Below are 22,880 nucleotides of genomic sequence, written 5' to 3'. Positions count from 1 at the left end.
TTATTGCACTATTTTGTATTTATAAAGTGAATAGCTGTTCTCCGTTACTAATTTAAAACTAATTTGTCCATCTTCACCCGCTTTTACGTGAAAATTATCACCTTCACCCAAAATCCTTTCCAATTCAATGCTTGTCCCTGGTTTTAACCATGTATTCAATTGCATAGTTTTATTTTTGTTGTTTTCCCTGAATATTAAAAAATAACCGTATCCATCTTTAATGCTTTGAAAACCTGTCCATGATTTTCCGGACGGTACATCGCCGATTGGCAGTATTACACCACTGTGCAAATCATATTGGATTTTCTTATACACATTCAATATATGTTTAAGTGCAAAAGCCTCTTCCGGCAGATTATGTGCTTCCATCCACGCAAGGGGCTGTGCCATCATAGTAATCGCAAAAAGGTATTCAAAATCGTAATTTCCGGGGGCAAAAGAATCGTTTCCATATTTTTCATTATTACGCCATTTATTCAAAAACTCAATCTGCAAATTACGGGAAGGAACATATTTCGACAATGTCCATAAATTTCTCAAAGTCCAGTAAGGAAAATAATTTCCTAAATCGGTATATCTGTTTTCAAGAAAAATATTTCCAAAACTGTTCTTGTAGAAATAACCGAATCGTTTATCTGCAGTAACGTCCAGATTAAAAACCACATCATGATTTAATGCCTCCGAAACTGTGGAAAGAAGGCTGTCTACCCTCTCTTCAGAGAGTTTGTTATGAATTCTTAATCCGTCAATTTTGAAAGTCCTGATTCCATATTTCCTGTTTAACGAGATCAGAACTTTTGCATCCTGCAACCAGTCATCATAATTATCGGTATAACTCGGATTAAACCACAAACATACTTCTATTCCAAGCTCTCGCCCTTTTTCAACAACATTTTTCAATCCTTTTGGGAAATTGACCGGATCGGGAATCCAATAGTCAGACCTCTCCCAAATTTTATCGAACGAACCGCCACTTGTTGTAGCAGGGCTTTTACCAGCTTGCCATCCGTCATCAATCTGAAAATGGGTTATCCCTAACCTATGACATAACTCCAGCTCACTGAGGATATATTCTTCATTGATGCGTTTTCCAACCCCGCGATCACCCCAGGTATTCATCATAATCATTTCGTCTCTGTCAGAGATAATCTTTCTTATTTTTGACTGATATGCTTTCAGATTAACAAGAGCATTATACTCATTTTGAGAAAAAATACCGAAAACGGTCGAATATCCACGGGTCCATTTGTCTGTACTAATATCATTCTCATCTATTCCCAGGCCAATGGCCTTAACATTTCCGAATGAAGCCAGATAATCGGCTGAAGGATACTTCAACTGCGCAAGAGAAGAGGGAGATTCCTTAAGAATAAAGAAACCCTGTTCATTTTCATTATTGAGGGCAAACAACAGATTCCCCTTATAAAGCCTCTCATTGTAAGACTGATAGTCGTTCACCATTACCAGGCTGTTCAGATGATCTGTCATCTCAAACAGACTTATAATCCTATACTGCCAATGTTTTCCCTGAAAGGATACACTTTCCAGTACTGGTATTCGATTTGCCGTTTTACGGGAAGCGACAAATCTCACATCCGTCAGTTCATTATCTATAAACTGTTTATCATACCATCCGATATTGGACATATTGCCCTTGAAATAGAAATCATTCCCCACTACAGGTGACTCGGGATATAGCCTGATTACACGCTTTATGAGCAACTTTTTGATGTCATATATGATTTCAACTTCCACATACGCCTCTCTTAATGAGCTTTCAGCTACCACATAGCTGTTGAAAGATACAAGGGCAGAAGAGCTATTATATCCCGGAAGGCTCATATCGGGTGACTCAGACTGTGATTGCCATACAAACCGGTTCGTTTTATTCTGAATATACCTGGTAATCAGATTCCCTTGATTTAAATGATATACGCGTTTTATCTGTGAATTTTCGACCACTAGGGAATCCCCTTTTTGCATGACAATGCAATCACGGTAACAGATAGATGTCTCTGCTACCAGCTGAAAAGCAGCTAGTTGCAAAAACAATAAGGTGACTAATCTGATAATCATTATGTTGTAAAATTTATCCATCCATCACCAGGGAATTTTCTTATAATCACGAACACTCTACAGAGCATTAACTCCCGGTTTTGCAAAACTTTATAAGAGCCGGGACTTCTACTACTCTTATAGCTATCTCTGTGACGATTGATGCAAATTATAAAATAACATCCGGGTCAATTTGTAAATTTGTTGTTTTTAAATTACACACTATGTACAAAGAAAAAAATTAATAACGAAATAGGAGTTTGAGTTACCGCATTTTCTTCCTCATAAATCGCAAAAACATAATTTAAAGTCATTAATTATTCTAACAAATTATCTGATCCATTTAATCAACAGAACCTTTATCCCGTTAATAAAGATATCACCGGAATTCTCCCTAAAAAATACTACTGTGAGAATAAACAATGCTTGGCATTCTGTATTGAACATTATAATGTTACCTCTTCGGTAAGCGTATCGATAAAGTAAGGTTATAATGTGTTTTTTGACATCTTCAATCAAACAAATATTTCACCGACCGGGCATTTTGCTTGAGTAACAATTTTAATTATATATTAACCCAAAAAGGATTGTGCAAAGAGTATTTTGCACAATCCATAATCAGGCTGAAAAATTTCAAATCACTTAAGACTTTGCACAAAAAGTGTCAATAAATCTTATAGTCTGAAATTCAATACTGCGGATTATTCAAGTCACGGTAATTGAATTTTAATCAAATCCTCTATCTCTTTTCCATCGTGCATGAAACGTGCCAGTGTATATACGTTTCCGGCATCGTCTATAGCAATAGAGTTTACATAAGTGGGATAGGCTCCGTCTTCATAAAACACCGGTCCCATATCTTTATATTCTTTTTTCGTAATATCGTAAGTAACAAGGTGGAGATGTTCCAGTCCTTTTGCCGCTCCCATGTTAATTTTATCAAGCCCTGTAACTCTTTTTCCGTTTTCATAGATAGGGGCTCCGGTTAAGTAATGGATTATTCCGTTTTTATCTATCGTGAAACCAAGGTATCCATAGCTGAACTGGTCAAACATTCCACTTTTCTTTGACGGCTCGGAAGTGATACGATCTATTACCTCAATTTTCTTTTCTTTCGGATCAAAAGTGAACAGGTAGCCGGAATTACCATGTACCCCATATGCTTTGTTTTCCGGTTCATACCAATATATTTTTCTCCAGTTGTAGCCCATGCTGCCCGCATCTTTAGGATCATAGGAACCAAAGTAGTCAATCCGCAGATCAACACCTTCAAGTTTTTCCGGAGCAGCCAGAGACGGGTTGTAGTAATATATATCCCCTTCTGCAGTAGAATAATATACATTTCCATCGCGTGGATCCACAAACATCGAACGACATATTACCCTGAAGTCATCTGTACCCAACTTCGTTTCTCCGGCTTTAGTCACAGGCCCTAAATTACGAAGGGTTCCTGATTTTATATCATGATGAATCAGCAATCCTTTCGGCCATGTGAGTCCATATAACTGATCACGTTCCTTGTCCATTACCATGGTAATTATACCCTCACCTTCGGGAGCCAGCGACAGGCTCTTAATCTCTTTTGTATTTAAGTCATAATAAAGAAAGTGTCCTCCGGGGTATAATTGGTAACCTTCAGGAGCCACTGTTGGTACATTCTCTGCTCCGTCAATCATCTGGTAATATCCAAGGTGAGTAGCAAAATACAATTTATTATCTTTCTCGTAGAATTCTACGTGGCTTTTACCCTGTGCAATATATTTTTGTTCTTTTTCGCCTAAAGCTTCGGATAAATCTGCCACAAATTCTGTTTTATCAGTCAGTGGGTCGTAGCTATAGAATTGTCCTCCCACATCGTGCCTGGTAGAAGATAATACATAGTATATTTTTCCGTCACTTGCTTTTGATATCGCATTGTAGGTATCATGTGCATCATCAAATCCTGAAAAATACCTCTTTGCAACAAGTGTGGCTGGGTTTTCAGACTTATCTGCACTTTTATTAACGGCAGAGTTGGTCTGACTTTTATTGCAACCGGCCAAAAAAAGCAGCATTAAAATAGGAATAAAAATAGTTTTCTTCATTTTCGTTAGTTTTTTATTAATACTATATATTTAATTATTTTCTCATAAAAGATAAATCTAAATTTTTTATAATTTCATTAACTCTTTCAACTGTTGCTTCTGTAATTTTTCCTGAAGCGTTTTGCGTCATTAACCTGGTGTAGTTTTTATCGACCATAATATCTTTTCCAGAGTATTTGGGCATGTTCAGTTTGCGTTTACTTTTCTCCTGTGATTCAAAATATCCCTTCTCCATATAAGAAATGTTACTGATAGCCATAGTACAATTTCCTTCATTATATGTCAAGTGCATGTTATAGGTTATATACATGCCAAATACAGCTATAGGATTAGACGATATCTCGAGATAATCTGTTATAAGACAAATGGTGGAATCTTCATTATTTATAAGAAACGCACCGGAATACGGATCCAGCTTATCATTCAAATAAGAATATGTTCTTCTAAAGAACTCATTTTTATTTAACTCGTATTCAAACTTAGCTAAAAAAACAACTTCTCCGTCAACCACAGGGATCGAATCTTTTGAGAATTGAATAGACTGTGCAAATCCCATTGAAGAGGGGAAAAAGATGAAAAACAAACAAAGCTTAGCGATAAAACCTCTTCTTGATAAAAATTTTGAAATATTACGCATAAACATTTGATTTAACTGATTAGCAATTATTTAAAGCTCTAAATAGTAATGAGTCCTATCTGTTTACCCATTTTACAAGTAACCCTAAAAGGTTGTTTCAATTCATTTTTCTCATAAACTGCCGGCTTTCAGCCTTTCTACTTTCATCATACATAGTGATGAGATCTTACTTCACTTACTTAGTCGAAAACTATATTCCTGTATAATAAAAAACTTTTTTTTACAAAACTATGTTTTTTTTTATAAACCCAAGGCCATTTACAAAAAAATATAAATTACAACTACAAATTTATCACATAAATTACTCTATAAATCTATCTTCACGTTGAATTCCCCTCAAAAAACGTCAATTTATCCATATAAAATTTATCATTGATATTATATTAGTACCTGGGATAGCGAGACATCGTATATTTTCGATTCGAAAAGTAAATATATAACCAATATATGGGAAATGACCCATCGGAGGATATTTCAATCACGAGCTTCGGGGTTTGACAGAGTGAATACAAGATAACTCACCAGATTATATACATTATGTGCAAACATCCATGTGGAAGTTGTGGGTATTAGTCCGTGAATATTTTTTATGCCGCCGATGGTTACATGTATTCTTCATTGTAAAAAAACAAACAAATCTTCTAAGCCAAGACAATAATAGGATGCCCCTGTAGTTTCTGCGGCAGTTTTGGCCTCTAATCTTCTAATGGAAGCTATCTCCTCTCTTGTATGCACGGCACTGCCTTTATCTCCGGGAGTCATCGTTGCCATATGATTATCCCAACCTGCATTTTTCAATAAAGAGAGCGTTCCGGCACACATCATTTCAACATCATCCGGGTGTGCAAAAATTGCTAATACTTTTTTCCCATTGATTTGTGTTTAAACTTTTATATTAGACAATATCCTTAACTTCCTTGCTTTTTGCAGCTTCGCAACAAGAAGCAATTATTTCTCCAAACTCACCTTGTCCAATTGTTTTTCTGGCAAGAATACTTCCTTTAGAACCATAAAGTTCAAAAATATTTTTACTGCTGTTATCCGGAATACAAAAATAGGAATCCACAGTGGCAATAGCGCCGTTTTCAAAAAATAAGGCAGCTACAGCGATATCCTCTGAAGAATAATTATGAACTTATTTTTTAAATAGTGCATACTCATAACAATTTAGATTATAGCTTTTACCAATTAATTTTTTGCTTGTCGAATTGATAAAAAATAACCTATATGTTTTGTAATCTTATCTGCTTAATCTACAATCTTATAGTTGTTGTATTTCCTTCCAATAAGGATATGTCCACAGGATAATTTGTTCTCCAGGCACCGCGTGTAAAGTCGGGTATTTCAACAGGTTTTGAATGGTTTGACACTGATTTTTCACTTAACGGAATAATCACGCTCCAGGCAGCAGCATCATACACATCAATATCCATCGGAAGCCCGTTTCTCAAACAATCAATAAGCCGCCATGTCATTAAAAAGTCCATTCCACCGTGCCCCCCCACTTTTTGGGCCATTTCTCCAATTCGTTTTACTATCTCCGGCTTATACTGGTCGTTAATTTTATTCATCTCTTCATCATCAAGCCATTTACTACCAAGTGAAATCCTGCCTGGCTCAGGATATTTTTGGGCAGCACCTTTTGTACCACTGATCATGTGTATACGGGAATAGACCCGGGGACTGGTAGTATCGTGCTGAAGCATTATGGTTCGCCCTTTCTCCGTTCTGATTATAGAGGTATTTATATTTCCTCTGTAGGAGTTGGTATCATACTTTTTATAAAACTGATCGTTTTTTGCCAGTTCAGAAACTTTCTTCCCAAGCATAAAATCATTTGAAGACATCGAGGTCATGTAGTTCAGTTTATCTCCTCTGTTAATGTCCATGATCTGACAAACGGGACCTAATCCGTGTGTGGGGTACAGATTTCCGTTATGACGCTGGCTTTCTTCCAAACGCCACATGTTTAAATCTTTTGTCTTTTCATGAATTGACTGGTGATGAATATAAGCAGCATCGGCATGGATAATATCTCCGAAAAATCCTTGCCGCGCCATGTTTAATGTTAGCAGCTCGAAGAAATCATAGCAACAGTTTTCCATCATGTAGCAATGCTTTTTTGTCTTCTCTGATACCTCAACCACTTCCCAGGCCTCGTCAACGGTGGATATGGCTGGTACCTCAACAGCCACATGCTTACCACATTTCATCGCATACACAGATATGAGTGCATGGAGCGGGCCTCTTGGAACGGCAATACTAATTAAATCAATATCAGGATTTTCACATACTTTTTTCCAGGCATCTTCACTTCCGGTATATACCTGTGCTTCCGGTAATCCCCGTTTTCTAAGCAACTGCTGAACACTGTCAATACGGAATTGTACAATATCGCAAACCGCCTTTATTTGCACGCCTTCCAGGAAGGTCATATGATTCAGGTTCGAATAACCGCGATTCCCTATCCCAATAAATCCTAAACGTACAATATCCAGCTTGGGAGCCCGGTAACCGCACATATTAAAATATTGTTTTCTTCCTGTCCCCTTAGATAAGGTTTCAAATCTATCTGAAATGGATCCTTCAGCATATAGGCCGGGGATAAAACCGAAGCCAATGCCTCCTGCTGTTATCTGTTTTAAAAAATGTCGTCTGTTTGTTTTCATGCTTTTTCAACGTCCAAATTTCCGAGTGATTTTTATTCTTAATTAAAAATGTTAAAATACAGGATAGCTACAAGAGAATTGTTCTTTTGTTGACGAACTCACCATTTATCATTATTAATCGACTTTTGTCGAATTTCAAGCGAATTTAATTCACAATCAATAGTGGTGATTATTTTAAACGATGTCGGTTTCATATATTATTCCTGAAGAAGATATACAATACCATATTTATCCACTGTGCCTCTGGGCACAATAACTTTGTAACGGTTCTTTCCTGTTTTTTCAACATCCACTTTTTTGTGTCCTTCCGCATCGGGCGAAGTATAATAGGCCTTTTTGAAAGACGGCAATGTAATCTCGAAACTTATATCTTCATTGATCGGCTCCCAAGCTGGAGCAGCAAGGGGAAGCACATCACCATGCTTTGACTTTACTCCCGTAGCATTCAGCAAATGAACCATTACAGCGCCCTTTTCTGTATCCTTATAAGCTGTTACAAGCACTTTTGATGGAATTGATATCGACTTGAACTTCATCGTTCCAACCGTATTCTCTATTATTCTTTCGTTGAATGCAGTTATTTTCGGATCAGGGGTAAAGCGGTAAATCATATCGGTATCTCTGATCGACGGGCAAAATTCGTTCATCATACTTTTATCCATGCTATATATTATTCTCCCTTTGCCATATTTCACTTCCATCAAATCTGTTTTAGTGGTTTCAGCTAAGAGTCTTTCGGTGAGGATATCGCAAAATGCCCGTTTATCCCTGACTTCACCGTACGGTGTCAGCACTCCCGACTCTCCCGTAAGGAGTAGGGTGCCACCGTTAAAGATAAATTGTTTTAATATACTTTCCTGTGCATCGGAAATACAATCCATTCCCGGTGCCAACAGTACCCTGAACCTCGAAATATCCTGACTGGTTATCGCATCATCCAGAATAAAAGTATGGGGTATATGCCTTGAAGCCAGGAATTGACCGGTTCCCATTATTTCTTTGGGATAATTGCCCGTGTTTTTTGCAGACCAATCCCTTGTCGATCGTGAAAACACCACTGCAATATCGGTATAGGGGACAGATGTTACCTTATTCATATTTTCTTCCCAGCCAGTATATGGATTCATCTTTTCATTCTCTTCAAAATCGACCAAGGACCAGGTTACTTGTCCGAACATATTGTTCATCGCCCATCCAATAAGTGCATAGTTAAATACTCCTACTGGATAGACCAGCCCAAAAACAGGGGATCCGTATGTTTCCCTCAAACTGTTATACATATTCCTGCTGGTGAAATTATAACGGTAGTCGTCCCATACGTCGCGGCTCATGATCTCGGTGCCTAAAAAGTCTTTCGACCTGGCACTCAAGGGCAGGTCCCCCCCCTGTCCGTAAGAGGCTGAATTGGCTAAAAACCCCCCTTCAGAGTAGTATTCCAGGTTTGAAAAATAGGGGTTGATGCGGTGAGTAAGGTTGCTCAGATCAATCCTCCATTGAGCCATGGCATATTTTCGCCATTCAATCCAGGTTTTCCATAATTTTGATGATTTATTATGCAACAGCGGATTGGTTTCATCATCCGGCAATACCAATCCGGTAATATCGGTAAATGATTTCCTGCAATGGGAGCAATTACAAAAATTCGCAAAATGAAACGCCGTCTCATCCAGCATAAAACCATCGATATTGGTATTTTTAATATGCTCAGAGATATAGGGGAAGAAGTATCCATACTTAAAATCGGTATTTACGGGACACAATCCCCATGTAGGCAACCCATTGGTATGATTATGCTGCAGGTAACCTGGATTTGCAGCCAGAAACCGGAATCCCATATCGGCATTCCATAAGATGGTGAGGTCCTGGTGATCGATAATCTTCATTCTCTTTTGATGAGCTATTTCCACAGTTTGCCTGATGTTTTCCTCCACCCGTTTCAAATGTGCTGAATAGGTGTGTCTTGAAAGGAACCCATTCAATATCACCGCGTTCACTCCACTGTTTTTGACCTGCTCTAACCTTTTCTTGATTTTTTCAGGTGTATTAAATTCATTAAAGGTGCCCCAGTTGTCAGGCCCCATCGTTCCCAACGGGCTATTGAACCTCCAGGCCAGTTCCTTTGCCTGCTGATCTGGCAATGCCGTACCCAGATCCGGAAATGGGGGTATCTCTGCCGATTCACCTATCTCACCCGCAAGCGAGGAAAATGCAAGCGCTTTACCGTAAACAGGAGGAGTGTCGTAATAATTTGCAAAGAGGATACCCGGGCAAAAACCCTCTTTTTTCAACCAGTTCCCCCGTCTGAACTGATAATCTTCTTCACGATGCAAAAACAATTGAAACCCAATGACGCTGACTGCCCAATCACCTGCAAAACTGATGTCAGCGTTACCATCCTCTATCCATTGAACAAGGGTGATTTCTGACATTTTACCTTTGTTAATTGTAATGTCATTGTAAATTGGTTCCCCGTCGAATATGATAGAAAAAGGGCCCTTTCCCTTATGCAATGCGCTTGATTTTATTGTGATAAGGTATAATCCCGGGCGCAATCCATCGGTAGTAAAAGTGTTGGGGCTTGAAGAGGAGCAAGCGGCATATAATGCCCCGGGTCGCCCGTCTCCTTCGATAGAGATCCCTTTGGTAATTTGCCATCCATAACCTGCCCCGGAATCATACCGTGTTGTTCCAGCGTTGGTAAAATCATTACCTGCCCTGTCGTTAAATGAGAACAGTTTCTCTTTCTTAAGTTCCGAAAAATAGTGATAAAAGGTGGCTGCATGATGGTTTGCATAATCATTTTTACCTCCCTCAAAAAGAGTTAGCTTACTAGTTAGATCTCCACCATATTGCGTGGCGGAAGTAGAAAATGAAAGTTCAATTGCATCTCCTTTTTTCGCTACTGTCCATTGCGCCACCATAGTATTTATACCAGCTACATAATAAGTGCCAACTCCGTGCGGATTAAAATCGAAAGTAATTGCTCCTTTCGGGGTGTTGAAAGTGATCCACCGGGTTCCGGTTGTGATAATCCCATCGGGCATGGCAACATCAAAATTACCGCTGCTCCAGCGGGCGTTTTGTGAACGTCCCGTCAAAGCATCCCATGTTGAATTTGCCAATGTAGCAGCAGGTACCAGAATTTTATAAGTAATGTCTGGAGAAGGGTAACTGTCCATCAGGGCATCCTGATGTACCTGAAAAGTCAGCTCTATCTTCTTACTGTCAGGAGATAGTCCCATCTCTCTGCGGTATGGAGCAACAGCTTTACTATTCCAAACATTAACGGTTTGCCAGCCATTTTCACGTGTGACCATAAAAGTATCAGCGTGGTCACCAACCGTTTGGTCTGTTATCCAGGACAGAGAGTCGCTGCAAATCAGAATTTCCCCTTTCCATTTTACTTCTATATTACGTGTATGGGCAATCTCAAGGGGAGACTCTTTCCCTTTTATTATCTTTTGTGCGTGTAATGTTCCTGTTATTATGGATGCAAGAAAGAAAAAAAATATTATTGATCTCTTCATTGGTTTTTATTTCATTTTGCTATTATCGGCTGATAGAATCCCAACAAAGATATTTCTCACTCAAGGGCTCCGGCATCCATTAATTGGCAAGGAGAATCCTTGAAGGGACTATCGTAGGTTTGTAGATACTTATCCTTAAATAAACAGGTGCTTCCCTTATTTGAGCTTCGCAACGTTATTATGTATTTTATCAACAGCGTTAATGATGTCATCCATATCTGACTTAGAGCCGAGCATGAGTCCGCCGTTCCACATCCAAAGCGCCGAGTTATACGTTTTAATCAAAGCTGGACAGTGATTATTCTTTTTATATTTTTCAAAATCCAGTTCTTCTGCCGTGTATAACTTTTTATAAATATCGGATTTGAACACCTCATGGAGCATCGGTTGACCATAAAGCGGATCGTTCGGATAACCTGTCCCCATCGGAACTCCTTCAGCTTTGAGCGCCTCGATAAACCTTTCACGCGGTAGTCCGTCAAGCTTATCCTGATTGTACACCATAGCATAAATGTAATATGATGCCGCAGTTGCCCCTTTGTGTAATTTTACCGGTGTGACACCTGGATAAGCGGCGAGCTTTTCATTCAGGTATGCTCCGTTTTCGTTCCTTATTTTGTGTTGTTCTTCGAGTTTTTCCAACTGGCACAATCCGATAACAGCCTGGTACTCTGCCATACGAATCTTGTTAGCAAGAATAAGTGCTGTGATTGAACTTATTTGCCCTGATACCGAACCCGATGCGTAACCGAAATTGTGGTAGGAATATAGGCGGTCGTAATATTCGGTATCGTCGGTCAGAATTCCGCCTCCTTCGCCAATGGGAAGGTTTTTCGATGCCTGGAAGCTAAAACACCCGGCATTGCCGAAAGTTCCGACTCTTTTGCCGCCAATTTCTGCAAGGTGTGCTTGACATGCGTCTTCCACAACGAACAAATTGTGTTCCTTTGCAATTTTCATAATCGAGGGCATATCTGATGGATAGCCACAAATATGAACCGGCAGGATGCCCTTGGTCCGCGGAGTTATTTTCTTGATGATCTGCTTGGGATCTATTTGGAAGGTCTCCGGGTCAATGTCTGCAAAAACTGGCATGGCACCTTTGTAGAGTATTCCGAAAACCGAAGCACTGAACGTATAGGGAGAGCAGATCACCTCGTCGCCCGGGCCGATATTTGATTGCATCCATGCGGCGCTCAGGGCGTTGGTCCCGTTCACCGTCGTGAGGCAATGCTTCGAACCGTGCATTTCTGCCCATTTTGTTTCAAATTCGGTAACCTTTTTACTACGTGACCAAACCCGGTTACCCATCACTTCGTTCATTCTGGGATTGAACTTTTCAGCATCCCACTGCGGCCAGCTTTGCCATTTCTTGTTGCCTCTAACAGGAGTTCCACCTAAAAGTGCAAGTTTATCTGAAGTTTCTCTCGAATTTCCAAAAACGGGACTGAAACCTGAAACTGCAACTCCTGCAGTAGCGGCTGCTGCCGTACCTATAAAACGGCGACGACTGATATTGTTACTTTTCATATTATTTTTATTAAAAATTACACATTGTTTTTTGATGCTATACAGCTATATAAAAATTTACAATTTTCGATTATTTTGTAAGGTGTGATCAATATCGCTATTACTGGCTGTATCTTTGAATCACATCTATCATTTCGTCTGAAAAATAGGAATATGCAAACAGACAAAACCCACGGTAACCGTACTGTTTTACCATTTTAAGTTGTTGATCAACAATCTCAGCATCCATGGGTACAGTGGTGTCATTTTTCCTGGTATAGAGTTTTAATCCCGGAAATATTCGTTCCGTCATTCCTCCAGGTGTATAAAGTGCTTGTTCATCAAGTATATCTTTCAGTATATCCAACCTGTCGGTATAATTCATCGGGAAAATATAGTCAACAATATTTTCTGACAGGAGATCCCTGCTGTCGCGATAGATACCGCAATATTGCTGGGGTCCGACTCCGGAAGCGGCTGTGACCAGCAATTTCGGATTCGTTTTCTTCACCATCCTGTTCACTTCACGGAATAACTCTTTAAGATGGCTGGCTCGCCAATCGATCCACTCTTTACGTTTTTCACCCATCGGGTCGATACCATTTATTCCGGCCTGTTCCCGGAGCCCGGTAATCGCATCCTTAAAGTAATCCATCACCTGCGGGGAATCACTATACATCAGCTGGAAACCAAACAGTACAACCTTCCCTTTATTCTTTCCGCAGATTGTCACCACAGGATCACCTGTGTCCAATCGGGCAATTACATTCGCCTGCCTGGTAACCAATGAGCTTCCGCCAATTCTAACCTGCATATTATCAATAGATTGACCGAACATAACATTCGAAACCTGAAGGTTTATCCGTTCGGTTTTGAAACCCTTTGTTCCCGATACTCCGGTAAGCCCCGTTAACATCTCATTTGTAAACAAGCTGTTATCAGGAGAGATCCAGATTATATCGCCACCCCTTTTCACATATCTGTCCAGTGCCTGCCCCATTTCAGCGGTCATTTTATTGTAAAAGGAGATGATAAGTAATCCCGGGGTTCTTAATTCGTCAACATTGGCCGGTTTTTCAGAAATATAGGCATATCCAACACCGGTACGGTTAAGGTTACGTTCAATCGTTCCCAATGTAGCCACGTTTGAAGTGATAGCATCGGGACATAACATCCTGACCGGATACCTATCTTCTTCAGGAGGAACAATCCGTTCGGGATAATCAAAAAAATCAAGGGGGTCGAAATGGCAGGTTTCCTTAAAACGATACCTTGCCGTTTCCGAATAATCAAAAGCGGCATTCCAGTAACGGGCATAATCGAGATGAATGCCATCGATGTCATATTCAAGTAATTCTTCTAATACCGACAACAGGTAAGGATTTACATCAGGATGTGCTGCCGATAAGAATACGTGATCATAATTATTGTCAATAAAAGGCTTACTTATCCAGTCCGGTTGCCTGGGTTTAGAATAATAAGTGCAGCTCCACGGTTGAACCATAATTCCAGCTGCATGTGCTTTCTTAATAAGGTAGGCAAGTGGATCATACTCATCATCAGCATTTACTTTTCCAATAAATTTCTTTGATTTGAACCAGACTTCATCTCTTAACATAATGTCGGGCAGAATAGTATTTATACCCGCCTTACGGCATTTTTCAATCAGGTTGTCAACAGTTTCACGGTCTTTGAATCCCGGAGGATCCACCCAAAGGGCACGTGTTTGAAATTGTGGTACATCAGATCCTTTGTTTATAATCCCGGCACAACCCGGAAAAATGATCGAAACCAAAAGAATCTGAATGATTGAAGAGAGGTTTACTTTATGTCGGCACAACCTTTTCTTAATTCTTACCATCATTTCAATCATACTGTAAATATTTATGTGAATAATTTTTATTTTCCCACTAAAGAGGCGACGATCCTATTACATTGAATATCAACATGTATATTCATTTGTTTGCGATAAAAAAGACTTTTCGCGCGGAACTGATAATTTCTTGATCAAATGACGTAAGCCGGAATAGCGACAACTATTTACCGTTTCATAATTTTTAATTGAATACCCATATATGAGATACCTAATTTCAATCTTCAGTCCTAAACCCATTTATATCCACGATATATAAATTGGAGCTATTCCGAACTCACGTCAGTTTAATACAACAACATCAATCGTTCAATCTAATATCCAATAATTATCGGTTACATTAAAATCAAATTCGTAAAAATCGCCGTTAGCATCTAGCCCTAATATTTTATTTCCAACGTTAATTATTTTTACAAATTTACTCCACCCCGTACCAATTTTATTCTTGCTTCCAAACGTTCCGGAAGTTGTGATTGGGATACTCCATAAATAGCCATCCTGGTCAACACATACAAGGTATTGATAATTAAACAGTATAACCGGATCATAAAAAAAACCTTTAGTGACCGTAGTCCCGTTTGAGGAGCCCCATGTTGCATCATTGTTTGCAAACCAGGTACGCAGATCCCCCGTAGTTGGAGCAATTGAATAGAAGAATCCTTTTGCCGGTATGAATTTTATCATGTTAAAGCTGGAACCGAAAGTTTCCGCTCCCGATGGCGTTTTAACAGTAACAAGCCGTCCATCCACAATCCGGTGCATAGACACCAGATTACCTGTATTAACACAGATGAACTTATCGTCATTGTAAAAGAAGAATTCCCTGTAGTTACTCCTTGGCACTAACGATAAGTAAGTTTCGGCTTGAGAGAATGAACCATCTTCATTCAAAGCATATACAATCACGTCGCCATCGGCATTCCATTCATACAGCTTATCCCCGTCACGTTCAAAATATCTGCTGGAGATATTCCCTTTGAGAGATAATTTTTTCCCATTTTCGAATTTAGCAGTGGGGGCTTTAAACGTTTGATAATTGCCATAAACCGTATCCAATCCCTGAGGCAGGAAAAACACATTCCGAAACTGAAATTCTGCTCCATCAGGAAAGTTGGCCAACTCAATTATATCGGTATTCCTTTCAATCTTTACCGTTTTATTGACTCCGTCTTTATCCTTATAATTTATTTGGGAATAGACAACACTATCTCCAGTTATTGCCGGGGATAAGCCTAACTTATATTGTGATAAAGCGAAGTCATACTCTCTCATTGTCAGCTTTCTTTCAAACAGATTGCTGGCAAAATTTTCACCCCAGGCAGTTACAGTAATTGAGGAATACAATGATGATTCCCCCTTACTGTTCTTATTGCGGAACTCATACAGTATTGAACTTTCGGTCAGGTTTTCAATAATAATTGAATCTTTCTGTATACCCGGAGTAGTGCGGACAAAATCTTTAACAATAGAATCGCGCCTCATATTCCAGTAAATAACTGTTTGTTCAATCTTCGGATCAGTGCCGATATACCATGTTATTTTTGCACGGCCAAATCCGGGCTGTACTTTAAGAGAATCCACTTTCCCCAAATAGGCCTTTTCTTCCATACCGGCAAATTCACTCTGAATATCGTTTATGCTGTCGCAGGATATTCCAACAATGAGGATTGCCAGCAGGGTTACCATTAATGTAAGAAGCTTATTCATTTTTTTCATATCTGTTTCGTTTTTTTAATCTTGTGGAATCGATGTATCACCATAAAAAGTTAACTCCGAACAGGAAAAATAGTTACTGGATGGAGGTGGGCTAATAAACGTGATTGATCTGACAAAAATCCTGACATATCGCACAGGTTTTGCTTCTAACGGCACTTCACTCTCAACTCCACTGGCAGATAAAGCATATATATCTGCATTACTGAGTCCACCAGGGACAATATTGCGTCCCAGGTACGTCCAGTCGTCCTTAAACGTCCTGCTTGGAATTTCAGTCATAGGATCAACTGTTTTAATAGCTCCCCAGCGTACACTCAGTGAATCCAGCCAATAAGATTTGTCTGTAAGTAAATCATAATCGATCTCATCAATTCCCCATGCTTCAAAATCTGTAATATTTGCCTGTCCATAAAGAGAATTTATATGATAAGGGTGTCTCACAATACGGCTGAGCTTAACTACTCGTTTCAGATCTATGGTAATGGACAATCCGCTTCCACCTGGATTTGTCAGCCATCCATGCCCTGAAGTATTCACTGTGTTATCCCAAAGCAAGCTCAATTGACGGGTAGAAAGATTCGTGGTATTGTCCCATGGAATATTTGCACGGAAATCGGCATAAGGCTTCGGTATCATTACTTCATAAAGAGGAGTGGTCGTGAATCTTATCGTATCCGAAATGTTCCCCCATTTATCTTCAAACGAAATACCAAAATTAGTTTGTACAGCTTCGTATGGCCTGAAAGCATGTTTATCGTTTTTAAGTGCAGTATAATACATATCTCTAGTTTCCATGATATTGCCTTCATTCTCAACCATCAGCCGCACTCCCAGTTCTGTTTGTTTTGGATTGTACCAGGAACCTATAACACCACCGAAGCCAGGTATCATTTCCCAGGTATTACATGCAATATCGATAAGTGATTCCAATGGTTCGAATTCCACTTCAATAGGTTCAGAGCGTTGCTCATGTTTGTTCACCTTATAAAGTTTGGCTTTCACCTTATTTACTCTGTGAAAACCTTCTATAGTCAGTGAATTATTATATACAGAAGATTTATCGGTGAAAATTTTTCCGTTCCTCTCATATTCTGCCATAATGTACAATATATCCGGATCTTTGGGGATAGTATATGTAATTATTGCACCACCATTAATTGGCGTAACGGTACATTCTGCTAACGGACCAGGATTCCACGGTCCTTTCGGCTCTGACGGGCCTGTATTGACATCGTCGCAGGCAAAGAAAAACAAAGCCGTAAAAATAATAGATATTATAAGATCATATCGTTTCATAAAATAATTTATTTTAATTTCAACATTCTAATGCAACCACTACCAGCCATAGGTTTGTACCAGGTTTGTATTAACCCGTAAATCGTAGTCCCTTAGCGGGTATAAGTAATCTCTGAAAGTTACCTGACGAGCCGGGCCATAGACAAGAGGGACATAAAACTGCTCAGGATTTAAATAGGGATATGACCATCTTGTAGGAGGAAGCGACCAATACTTATCGGCTATTTTCCATCTGCGAACATCCCAGAAACGTTGCCCTTCAAAAGCCAACTCTATTAACCGTTCCCGTTGAATAATCTCGCGCATACCCGATTTGGAACTCGGTTTGTCAGGATTAACAGAGGCATCCATCCATGATGATACAACACTATTTAAACCAGCATTTTCCCTCACTTTATCAATCCAGTAATACACTTCGTTGTCGGGCTGCGCCTTTATTTCATTAAGCGCCTCGCTGTAAAGCAGGTATAGATCCGCAAGGCGAATCAGCGGGAAACGGTAATCCCAGGGATTATAATATTTTCCACTTACACCCTGACTATTTGAAGTCTCAAAAGCAATTATTTTTTTGGGAGAATACATACCGCTAGCCTGATTATTTTGCTGTTGTATTTCTCCATACCTCCATCTCATAAATGGGGAAAATGTTGCTCCACCATTATTTGTGGCAGTGGCAAGCTCCATATATCCCCTGTCGAATACCAAATCCGCATAAAATCGGGGCTCGCGGTTAAAGTGCATCTCTGATGTTATTTCACCTGTAGCAATGTAAAATTCGTGTTTGTCACCAGGTGTTGCACGGCGTACTCCGAATCTCCCGGCATAATTAAAGGTCTTATCTTCGTCCATCGGAATTCCTTTGTTCGTATAAAACAGCTCAACCATATGCCATGATGCATGATAATAATTTGGATAAGAAGGCTGATCTGTAGTGTACATATAGGGCATTAGCATCCTTAACATATTCCCTAAAACGCTGAATCCCAGTCCAGATCCGCCACCTTTACCGTCGGCAAAAGCCTCCTGGGTAGCCCAAATTACTCCTGTATTGCGCTCTAAATCTTCGGTAATAGCTTTTCGGATTGTCATCATCTGCACCAACGTATCGTTCATATTAAATGTTTGCGGCCCTCCGCTGTATTTATTGAAAACATACAACTTCAACCCTGCAAGGTGGCAGGTATCGATTGCGTTTTTAATTGCTTTGGCGGCTCTTTCCCATTTTTTTACATCGTAAGTATCGGAAATCAAATGTTTACCCCGGTTATCAACCCAATCTTTGTAATCGGGATTACCGTTGAACAAAGGGCTAGCAGCCCATGCCAGCACTTTCGCTTTTACCGAAAGGGCAATGGTCTGTGAAATGCGGCCCTGTTCAGTAGCCGGATCCGGAAGTACCAAAGGTAAATCGGGTATAGCCTCATCCAAAAGCCCTACGATATAATCCACACACTCATCCACCGGTTCGCGGTATGCCATCAAGTCTGCGGGAGCAGTTGACAGAGGCAATTCTTTATCAGCTATAACGATAGGCCCGTAGAGCTGCATTAAAAAGAAGTGATAATAGGCTTTCAGAAATTTCACCTCTGCTATCCATCTTGCTCTTTCCATAGATTCGATATCTTTCGGAAGATGAATATTGTTCAGAAAAATATTGCAGTCGCGTATAGCTATGTACAGGTTTTTACCCCCGTTTATTCCCGACCAGTAATTCTGAAATGGATTATTGCTATTTTGCAGCCCATCTGCAATTTGTCCCGCCATTGATTTTTTCGCCCGGGTGTCCATCTCACAAACGAACTCATCTTTGCTGGTAAAATAGGCCGGATAATATAATGGGTCGGTAGGATCTGGCAGGCCGGAGTAGCATGTCCTCAGAAATTTCTCAGCCACGGACCGGTTTGAGAAAGCATGATCGAGCGTTGCCGTATCGTTCGGCACCACTTCCAAAAAATCACAACTTGCAATTCCCAAAAGAAAAAAAGCTGTTATTATTTTTATTAAATTTTTCATTTTACTCGTGAATTAAAAATTAATATTTACTCCAATATTAAACACCCTCTGTATTGGGTATCCCAAACCCTCACCTGCCATTTCGGGATCCCACATCTTAAATTTGGACCAATGCAGCAGGTTACTACCGCTTACATATATACGGAACATATTCACATAGTATTTTTTCGTTAGTTTTGCGGGCAGTGTATATCCTAATTCCGCTGTTTTCAAGCGTACAAAAGCACCGTTACGCAACCACCAGGTACTATTCTGATTATTATTGCTAATCTGTGTTTCTGATAAGCGCGGCCAAAAAGCGTAGATATTCCGGTTATTTTCCGACCAATGATCTTCGGCAATATATGACAATAGTGCCCGTTGCCCTCTGTTAAGGAATGGTGTAATTTTTGAAGGTTCTATAAAAAATGAAGAACGTGCTGAACCCTGGAAAAAACATGAGAAATCGAATGCTTTATAACCCATGGAAAACCCTGCTCCGTAAATGATTTCCGGTACAGTCGGATATCCAATGGGCACCATGTCATCCGTTGTTATTTGTCCATCGTTGTTTATATCCTTGTATTTGATGTCACCGGCCATATAAACTCCAAAAGTCTGTTTAGGGGAGTTGTTCACATCTTCTTCATCGATAAAAAGTCGTTCTGCAATGTATCCTCTTGGTTGATTTATTTTATATCCAATGTACGATTTCCACGGAACATCGCTATAATCCGGTTCTTCGTATTCTTTAAATTTGCTTGATGCATAGGTGAAATTACTGTTTACCACTGTCCAGAAATCTTTATTGAAGTTTTTCTGATATTTCAGCTCCACTTCAAATCCATGTCCTTTTGCAACACCCACGTTTGCCTGTGGCACTGCACGGAGCCCCATTGTTGTTGGAATATCTGTGCGGGTTTGCAAAATATTTTCACGGGTTTCTGTAAAGTAATCAGTCAGAAGAGTAAGATCATTGAATAAACCGAGTTCTATTCCCAGATTGGTTTTTTTGGCAATTTCCCAGGTTATCTGATCGTTGGCATACCTGCCTATTGTTATACCCGATCTGTAGGCCCTGTCCATACCAAACCAGTAACCGGTACCAGACATATCAATTTGAGACAAATAAAAAAAGCGGTCATAGTTTGAACCTATCTGGTCGTTACCCACCTTACCGTATGTAGCTTTCAGTTTCAATGTGGTAATAATATCTTTGGTAGCAGACATGAACTCTTCATTGCTTACCATCCAGCCGCCTCCGACAGAAGGGAAAAACCCGTAACGGTTGTTTTGGGCAAAACGCTCGCTACCATTATAGCCGAAGTTCAACTCTATAAAATAGCGGCTATCGTATCCATATGCCAACCTTCCGGCTGTGGAGATATTCCTCCTGGGCAAAGATGCCTGAAGCTTGTCGGAAACACGAGCATCAATACTGATAACCCCGGTTTCTGATCTTAACGTCCCTACTAATACCGCGTTAATATCGTGTATCTCATTTATTTTCTTGTTGTATCCCAACCTAAGCTCACCATATTGGGTAGAGGTTACCGTTCTTTTGCCCTCGCTATAAGTCAGGTATTCCGTACCTGAATCCGGATTAAGCGGGAATAATTTATAAGAGCCGTCCAGTGTTGTAGCAGGAGTATAATAGAACGGGGAATAGGTACGTCTAATATCATAATATGAATCTCGTTTTGTATTATACATCCCCTTGGCAAACAATCCATCCAATAGTCCGGTAAATTTATGTTCAATTTCCAACTGCAGCAACATCATAGATTTACTATCCTCTATGTATCCGCTAACAATCTCAGCATAAGGATTGATAAATGATCCGAGTTCGCTGCCCATACCAAAGAGAAGGTGTTTTGTTTCCATATTTGCTTCATCTTTGGGATAATATGGCAGGAATTCTACAGGTGTGGCATTGCGTGCCAAGTGAAAAGTATAAATCCCGCCAGATACCTCCTTGCCGTCTATCCAACCGGGCCTAGGGCCGCTTGTATCATCGAACGATCCGTAGGCACGCACAATTCCACTTGTGGTGGGTGAAAACTTGATAGTCACGTTGGAGCGAACCTGAAAACGATTAACATCAATATTGTTATTCACCATGTTTTCCTTACTTTCCTTAATAATTCCGGTGTCGTGCTGGTAATTTGCAGCAAGATAATATTGCACTGCTTTTCCACCACCGGTTATATTAAGGTTTACCCTCTGATTTGATGTACGGTCTTTAATAAGGTAATCGTACCAATTTACTGAAGGATACATAATGGGATCAATACCCAGTTCGGTATTTCGTATTTTGTTTGAAGAATAGGGAAGTGCCACCATGGGGTCTCTTGTCCTTACCGCTTCGTTACGAAGTTTCATGTAAGTAACAGGGTCGGCAATATCAACAAGTTCTGTATTACCTGAGGATGATAATTCAGCCCTGATATTCACTGAAATCTTATCGGGCGAACCTTCTTTGGTTGTAACCAGGATAACCCCGTTTGCACCGCGCGCACCATACAGAGCAGCGGCATTTGCGTCTTTCATTATAGAGAACGACGAGATGTCGTCTACGTTTATTCGTGCCAGATCAGTGGAGCTCATTTCAATTCCGTCAATCAATATTAACGGGTCTTTTTTCCCGTAAGTACTAAATGTGGTAACACCCCTAATAAAAAACTCAGCATTGTCCAATCCTGGCTCACCCGAACGTTGGTATGCGATAATTCCCGCCATTCTACCAGCAAAAGCTGTCGTAATGTTGCTTGATGGTACTCTTAATTCACCGGGTGTAACTGTCGATATAGAGCTGATCACACTCTCTTTCTTTTGTTTACCGAAAGCAACCACCTGCACCTCATCCAATGTGAGGATATCTTCTTTCAGGGTGACGGTTACGCCGTTAATTTCTCCGGCGAGCTGTTCCTGAGGAAGAAACCCGACATAGGTGTAGACCAGAGTCTCCTTTGCACCACATTCAATGGAATATTTCCCTTCCGCATCAGTTGCAACTCCCACTCCTTTTCTTTCCTTCACCGATATAGCAACCCCGGGTAAAGGGAATCCATCCTGATCAACCACACGCCCGGAAATTTTCACTCGTTGTTGTGCCACATCCCGTGCAAATTTAGTTTCAATGATTGTTGCTTTTTCTTTGAAACCTTTTGACTCTTTGCCGTCCGAAGTGACGTTACCTGCAGCAAAAAGTGGACTTAAGATCATCATAACAATTACGATGAAAAATAAATTTAACGTTCTTTTCCCTTTCATCTGTTTTGGATTTACTTTTTTAATCATTTAAATCTTTTATCGAATACTCACTGCTTTTCCTTATTTACAGATAGTTACCACTTGAAAAGTTAACAACCAACAAGGATTATTTCAAAAACACAATTATGTAATATCATATAATATGCAAAGTAAAATTAAAATAAATGCATAAATCTTATATTTACGTAAACCAATCCTCAAAAAGCGTTAAGTAATTGGTGATTTTTTTTGGGGGGCAATATTTTTTCC

Annotated in this window: 13 protein-coding genes; all 13 read right to left on the bottom strand. The window is 39.8% G+C overall.

Features of this window, described 5'->3' with window-relative positions:
- Positions 1-2,076 carry an alpha-galactosidase gene (locus KDN43_RS05930; protein ID WP_238868743.1) on the bottom strand — a complete coding sequence of 692 codons (2,076 nt, stop codon included), beginning with the start codon at positions 2,074-2,076 and terminating at the stop codon, positions 1-3.
- A gap of 689 nt (positions 2,077-2,765) precedes the next feature.
- Positions 2,766-4,139: a ligand-binding sensor domain-containing protein gene (locus KDN43_RS05925; RefSeq protein WP_238868739.1), complete on the bottom strand. Its 1,374-nt coding sequence runs from the start codon at positions 4,137-4,139 to the stop codon at positions 2,766-2,768.
- A 34-nt stretch (positions 4,140-4,173) separates the two neighbouring features.
- Positions 4,174-4,776, bottom strand: coding sequence for a DUF4468 domain-containing protein (locus KDN43_RS05920; protein WP_238868734.1), 603 nt, complete (start codon positions 4,774-4,776; stop codon positions 4,174-4,176).
- Between the two features lie 615 nt (positions 4,777-5,391).
- Entirely contained in the window at positions 5,392-5,628 is a 237-nt protein-coding gene (locus KDN43_RS05915; RefSeq protein WP_256448733.1) for a PIG-L deacetylase family protein, read from the bottom strand.
- Positions 5,629-5,671: 43 nt separating this feature from the next.
- Positions 5,672-5,842, bottom strand: coding sequence for a hypothetical protein (locus KDN43_RS05910; RefSeq protein WP_238868730.1), 171 nt, complete (start codon positions 5,840-5,842; stop codon positions 5,672-5,674).
- Between the two features lie 187 nt (positions 5,843-6,029).
- The gene (locus KDN43_RS05905; protein ID WP_238868729.1) at positions 6,030-7,445 is read right to left on the bottom strand and encodes a Gfo/Idh/MocA family protein; all 1,416 of its coding nucleotides are present in this window, start codon (positions 7,443-7,445) and stop codon (positions 6,030-6,032) included.
- Between the two features lie 197 nt (positions 7,446-7,642).
- Entirely contained in the window at positions 7,643-10,972 is a 3,330-nt protein-coding gene (locus KDN43_RS05900) for a type 1 glutamine amidotransferase family protein (RefSeq protein WP_238868728.1), read from the bottom strand.
- Between the two features lie 156 nt (positions 10,973-11,128).
- Complete coding sequence (locus KDN43_RS05895) at positions 11,129-12,502, bottom strand: DegT/DnrJ/EryC1/StrS family aminotransferase (protein WP_238868727.1); 1,374 nt, start codon at positions 12,500-12,502, stop codon at positions 11,129-11,131.
- Positions 12,503-12,602: 100 nt separating this feature from the next.
- Entirely contained in the window at positions 12,603-14,354 is a 1,752-nt protein-coding gene (locus KDN43_RS05890; RefSeq protein WP_238868726.1) for a family 10 glycosylhydrolase, read from the bottom strand.
- A gap of 309 nt (positions 14,355-14,663) precedes the next feature.
- Complete coding sequence (locus KDN43_RS05885) at positions 14,664-16,070, bottom strand: DUF4998 domain-containing protein (protein WP_238868725.1); 1,407 nt, start codon at positions 16,068-16,070, stop codon at positions 14,664-14,666.
- Between the two features lie 15 nt (positions 16,071-16,085).
- The gene (locus tag KDN43_RS05880) at positions 16,086-17,366 is read right to left on the bottom strand and encodes a DUF4959 domain-containing protein (RefSeq protein ID WP_238868724.1); all 1,281 of its coding nucleotides are present in this window, start codon (positions 17,364-17,366) and stop codon (positions 16,086-16,088) included.
- 39 nt (positions 17,367-17,405) lie between these two features.
- On the bottom strand, positions 17,406-19,379 hold the full coding sequence (locus KDN43_RS05875; protein WP_238868723.1) for a RagB/SusD family nutrient uptake outer membrane protein: 1,974 nt from the start codon (positions 19,377-19,379) through the stop codon (positions 17,406-17,408).
- Between the two features lie 12 nt (positions 19,380-19,391).
- Positions 19,392-22,658 carry a SusC/RagA family TonB-linked outer membrane protein gene (locus KDN43_RS05870; RefSeq protein ID WP_238868722.1) on the bottom strand — a complete coding sequence of 1,089 codons (3,267 nt, stop codon included), beginning with the start codon at positions 22,656-22,658 and terminating at the stop codon, positions 19,392-19,394.
- Between the last annotated feature and the right edge of the window lie 222 nt (positions 22,659-22,880).

The sequence above is a fragment of the Proteiniphilum propionicum genome, assembly GCF_022267555.1.
In the GTDB taxonomy this organism is placed as follows: Bacteria; Bacteroidota; Bacteroidia; order Bacteroidales; family Dysgonomonadaceae; genus Proteiniphilum; species Proteiniphilum propionicum.
Note: the sequence above shows the minus strand (reverse complement) of the source record. Positions and strands in the feature narration are given on the sequence as shown.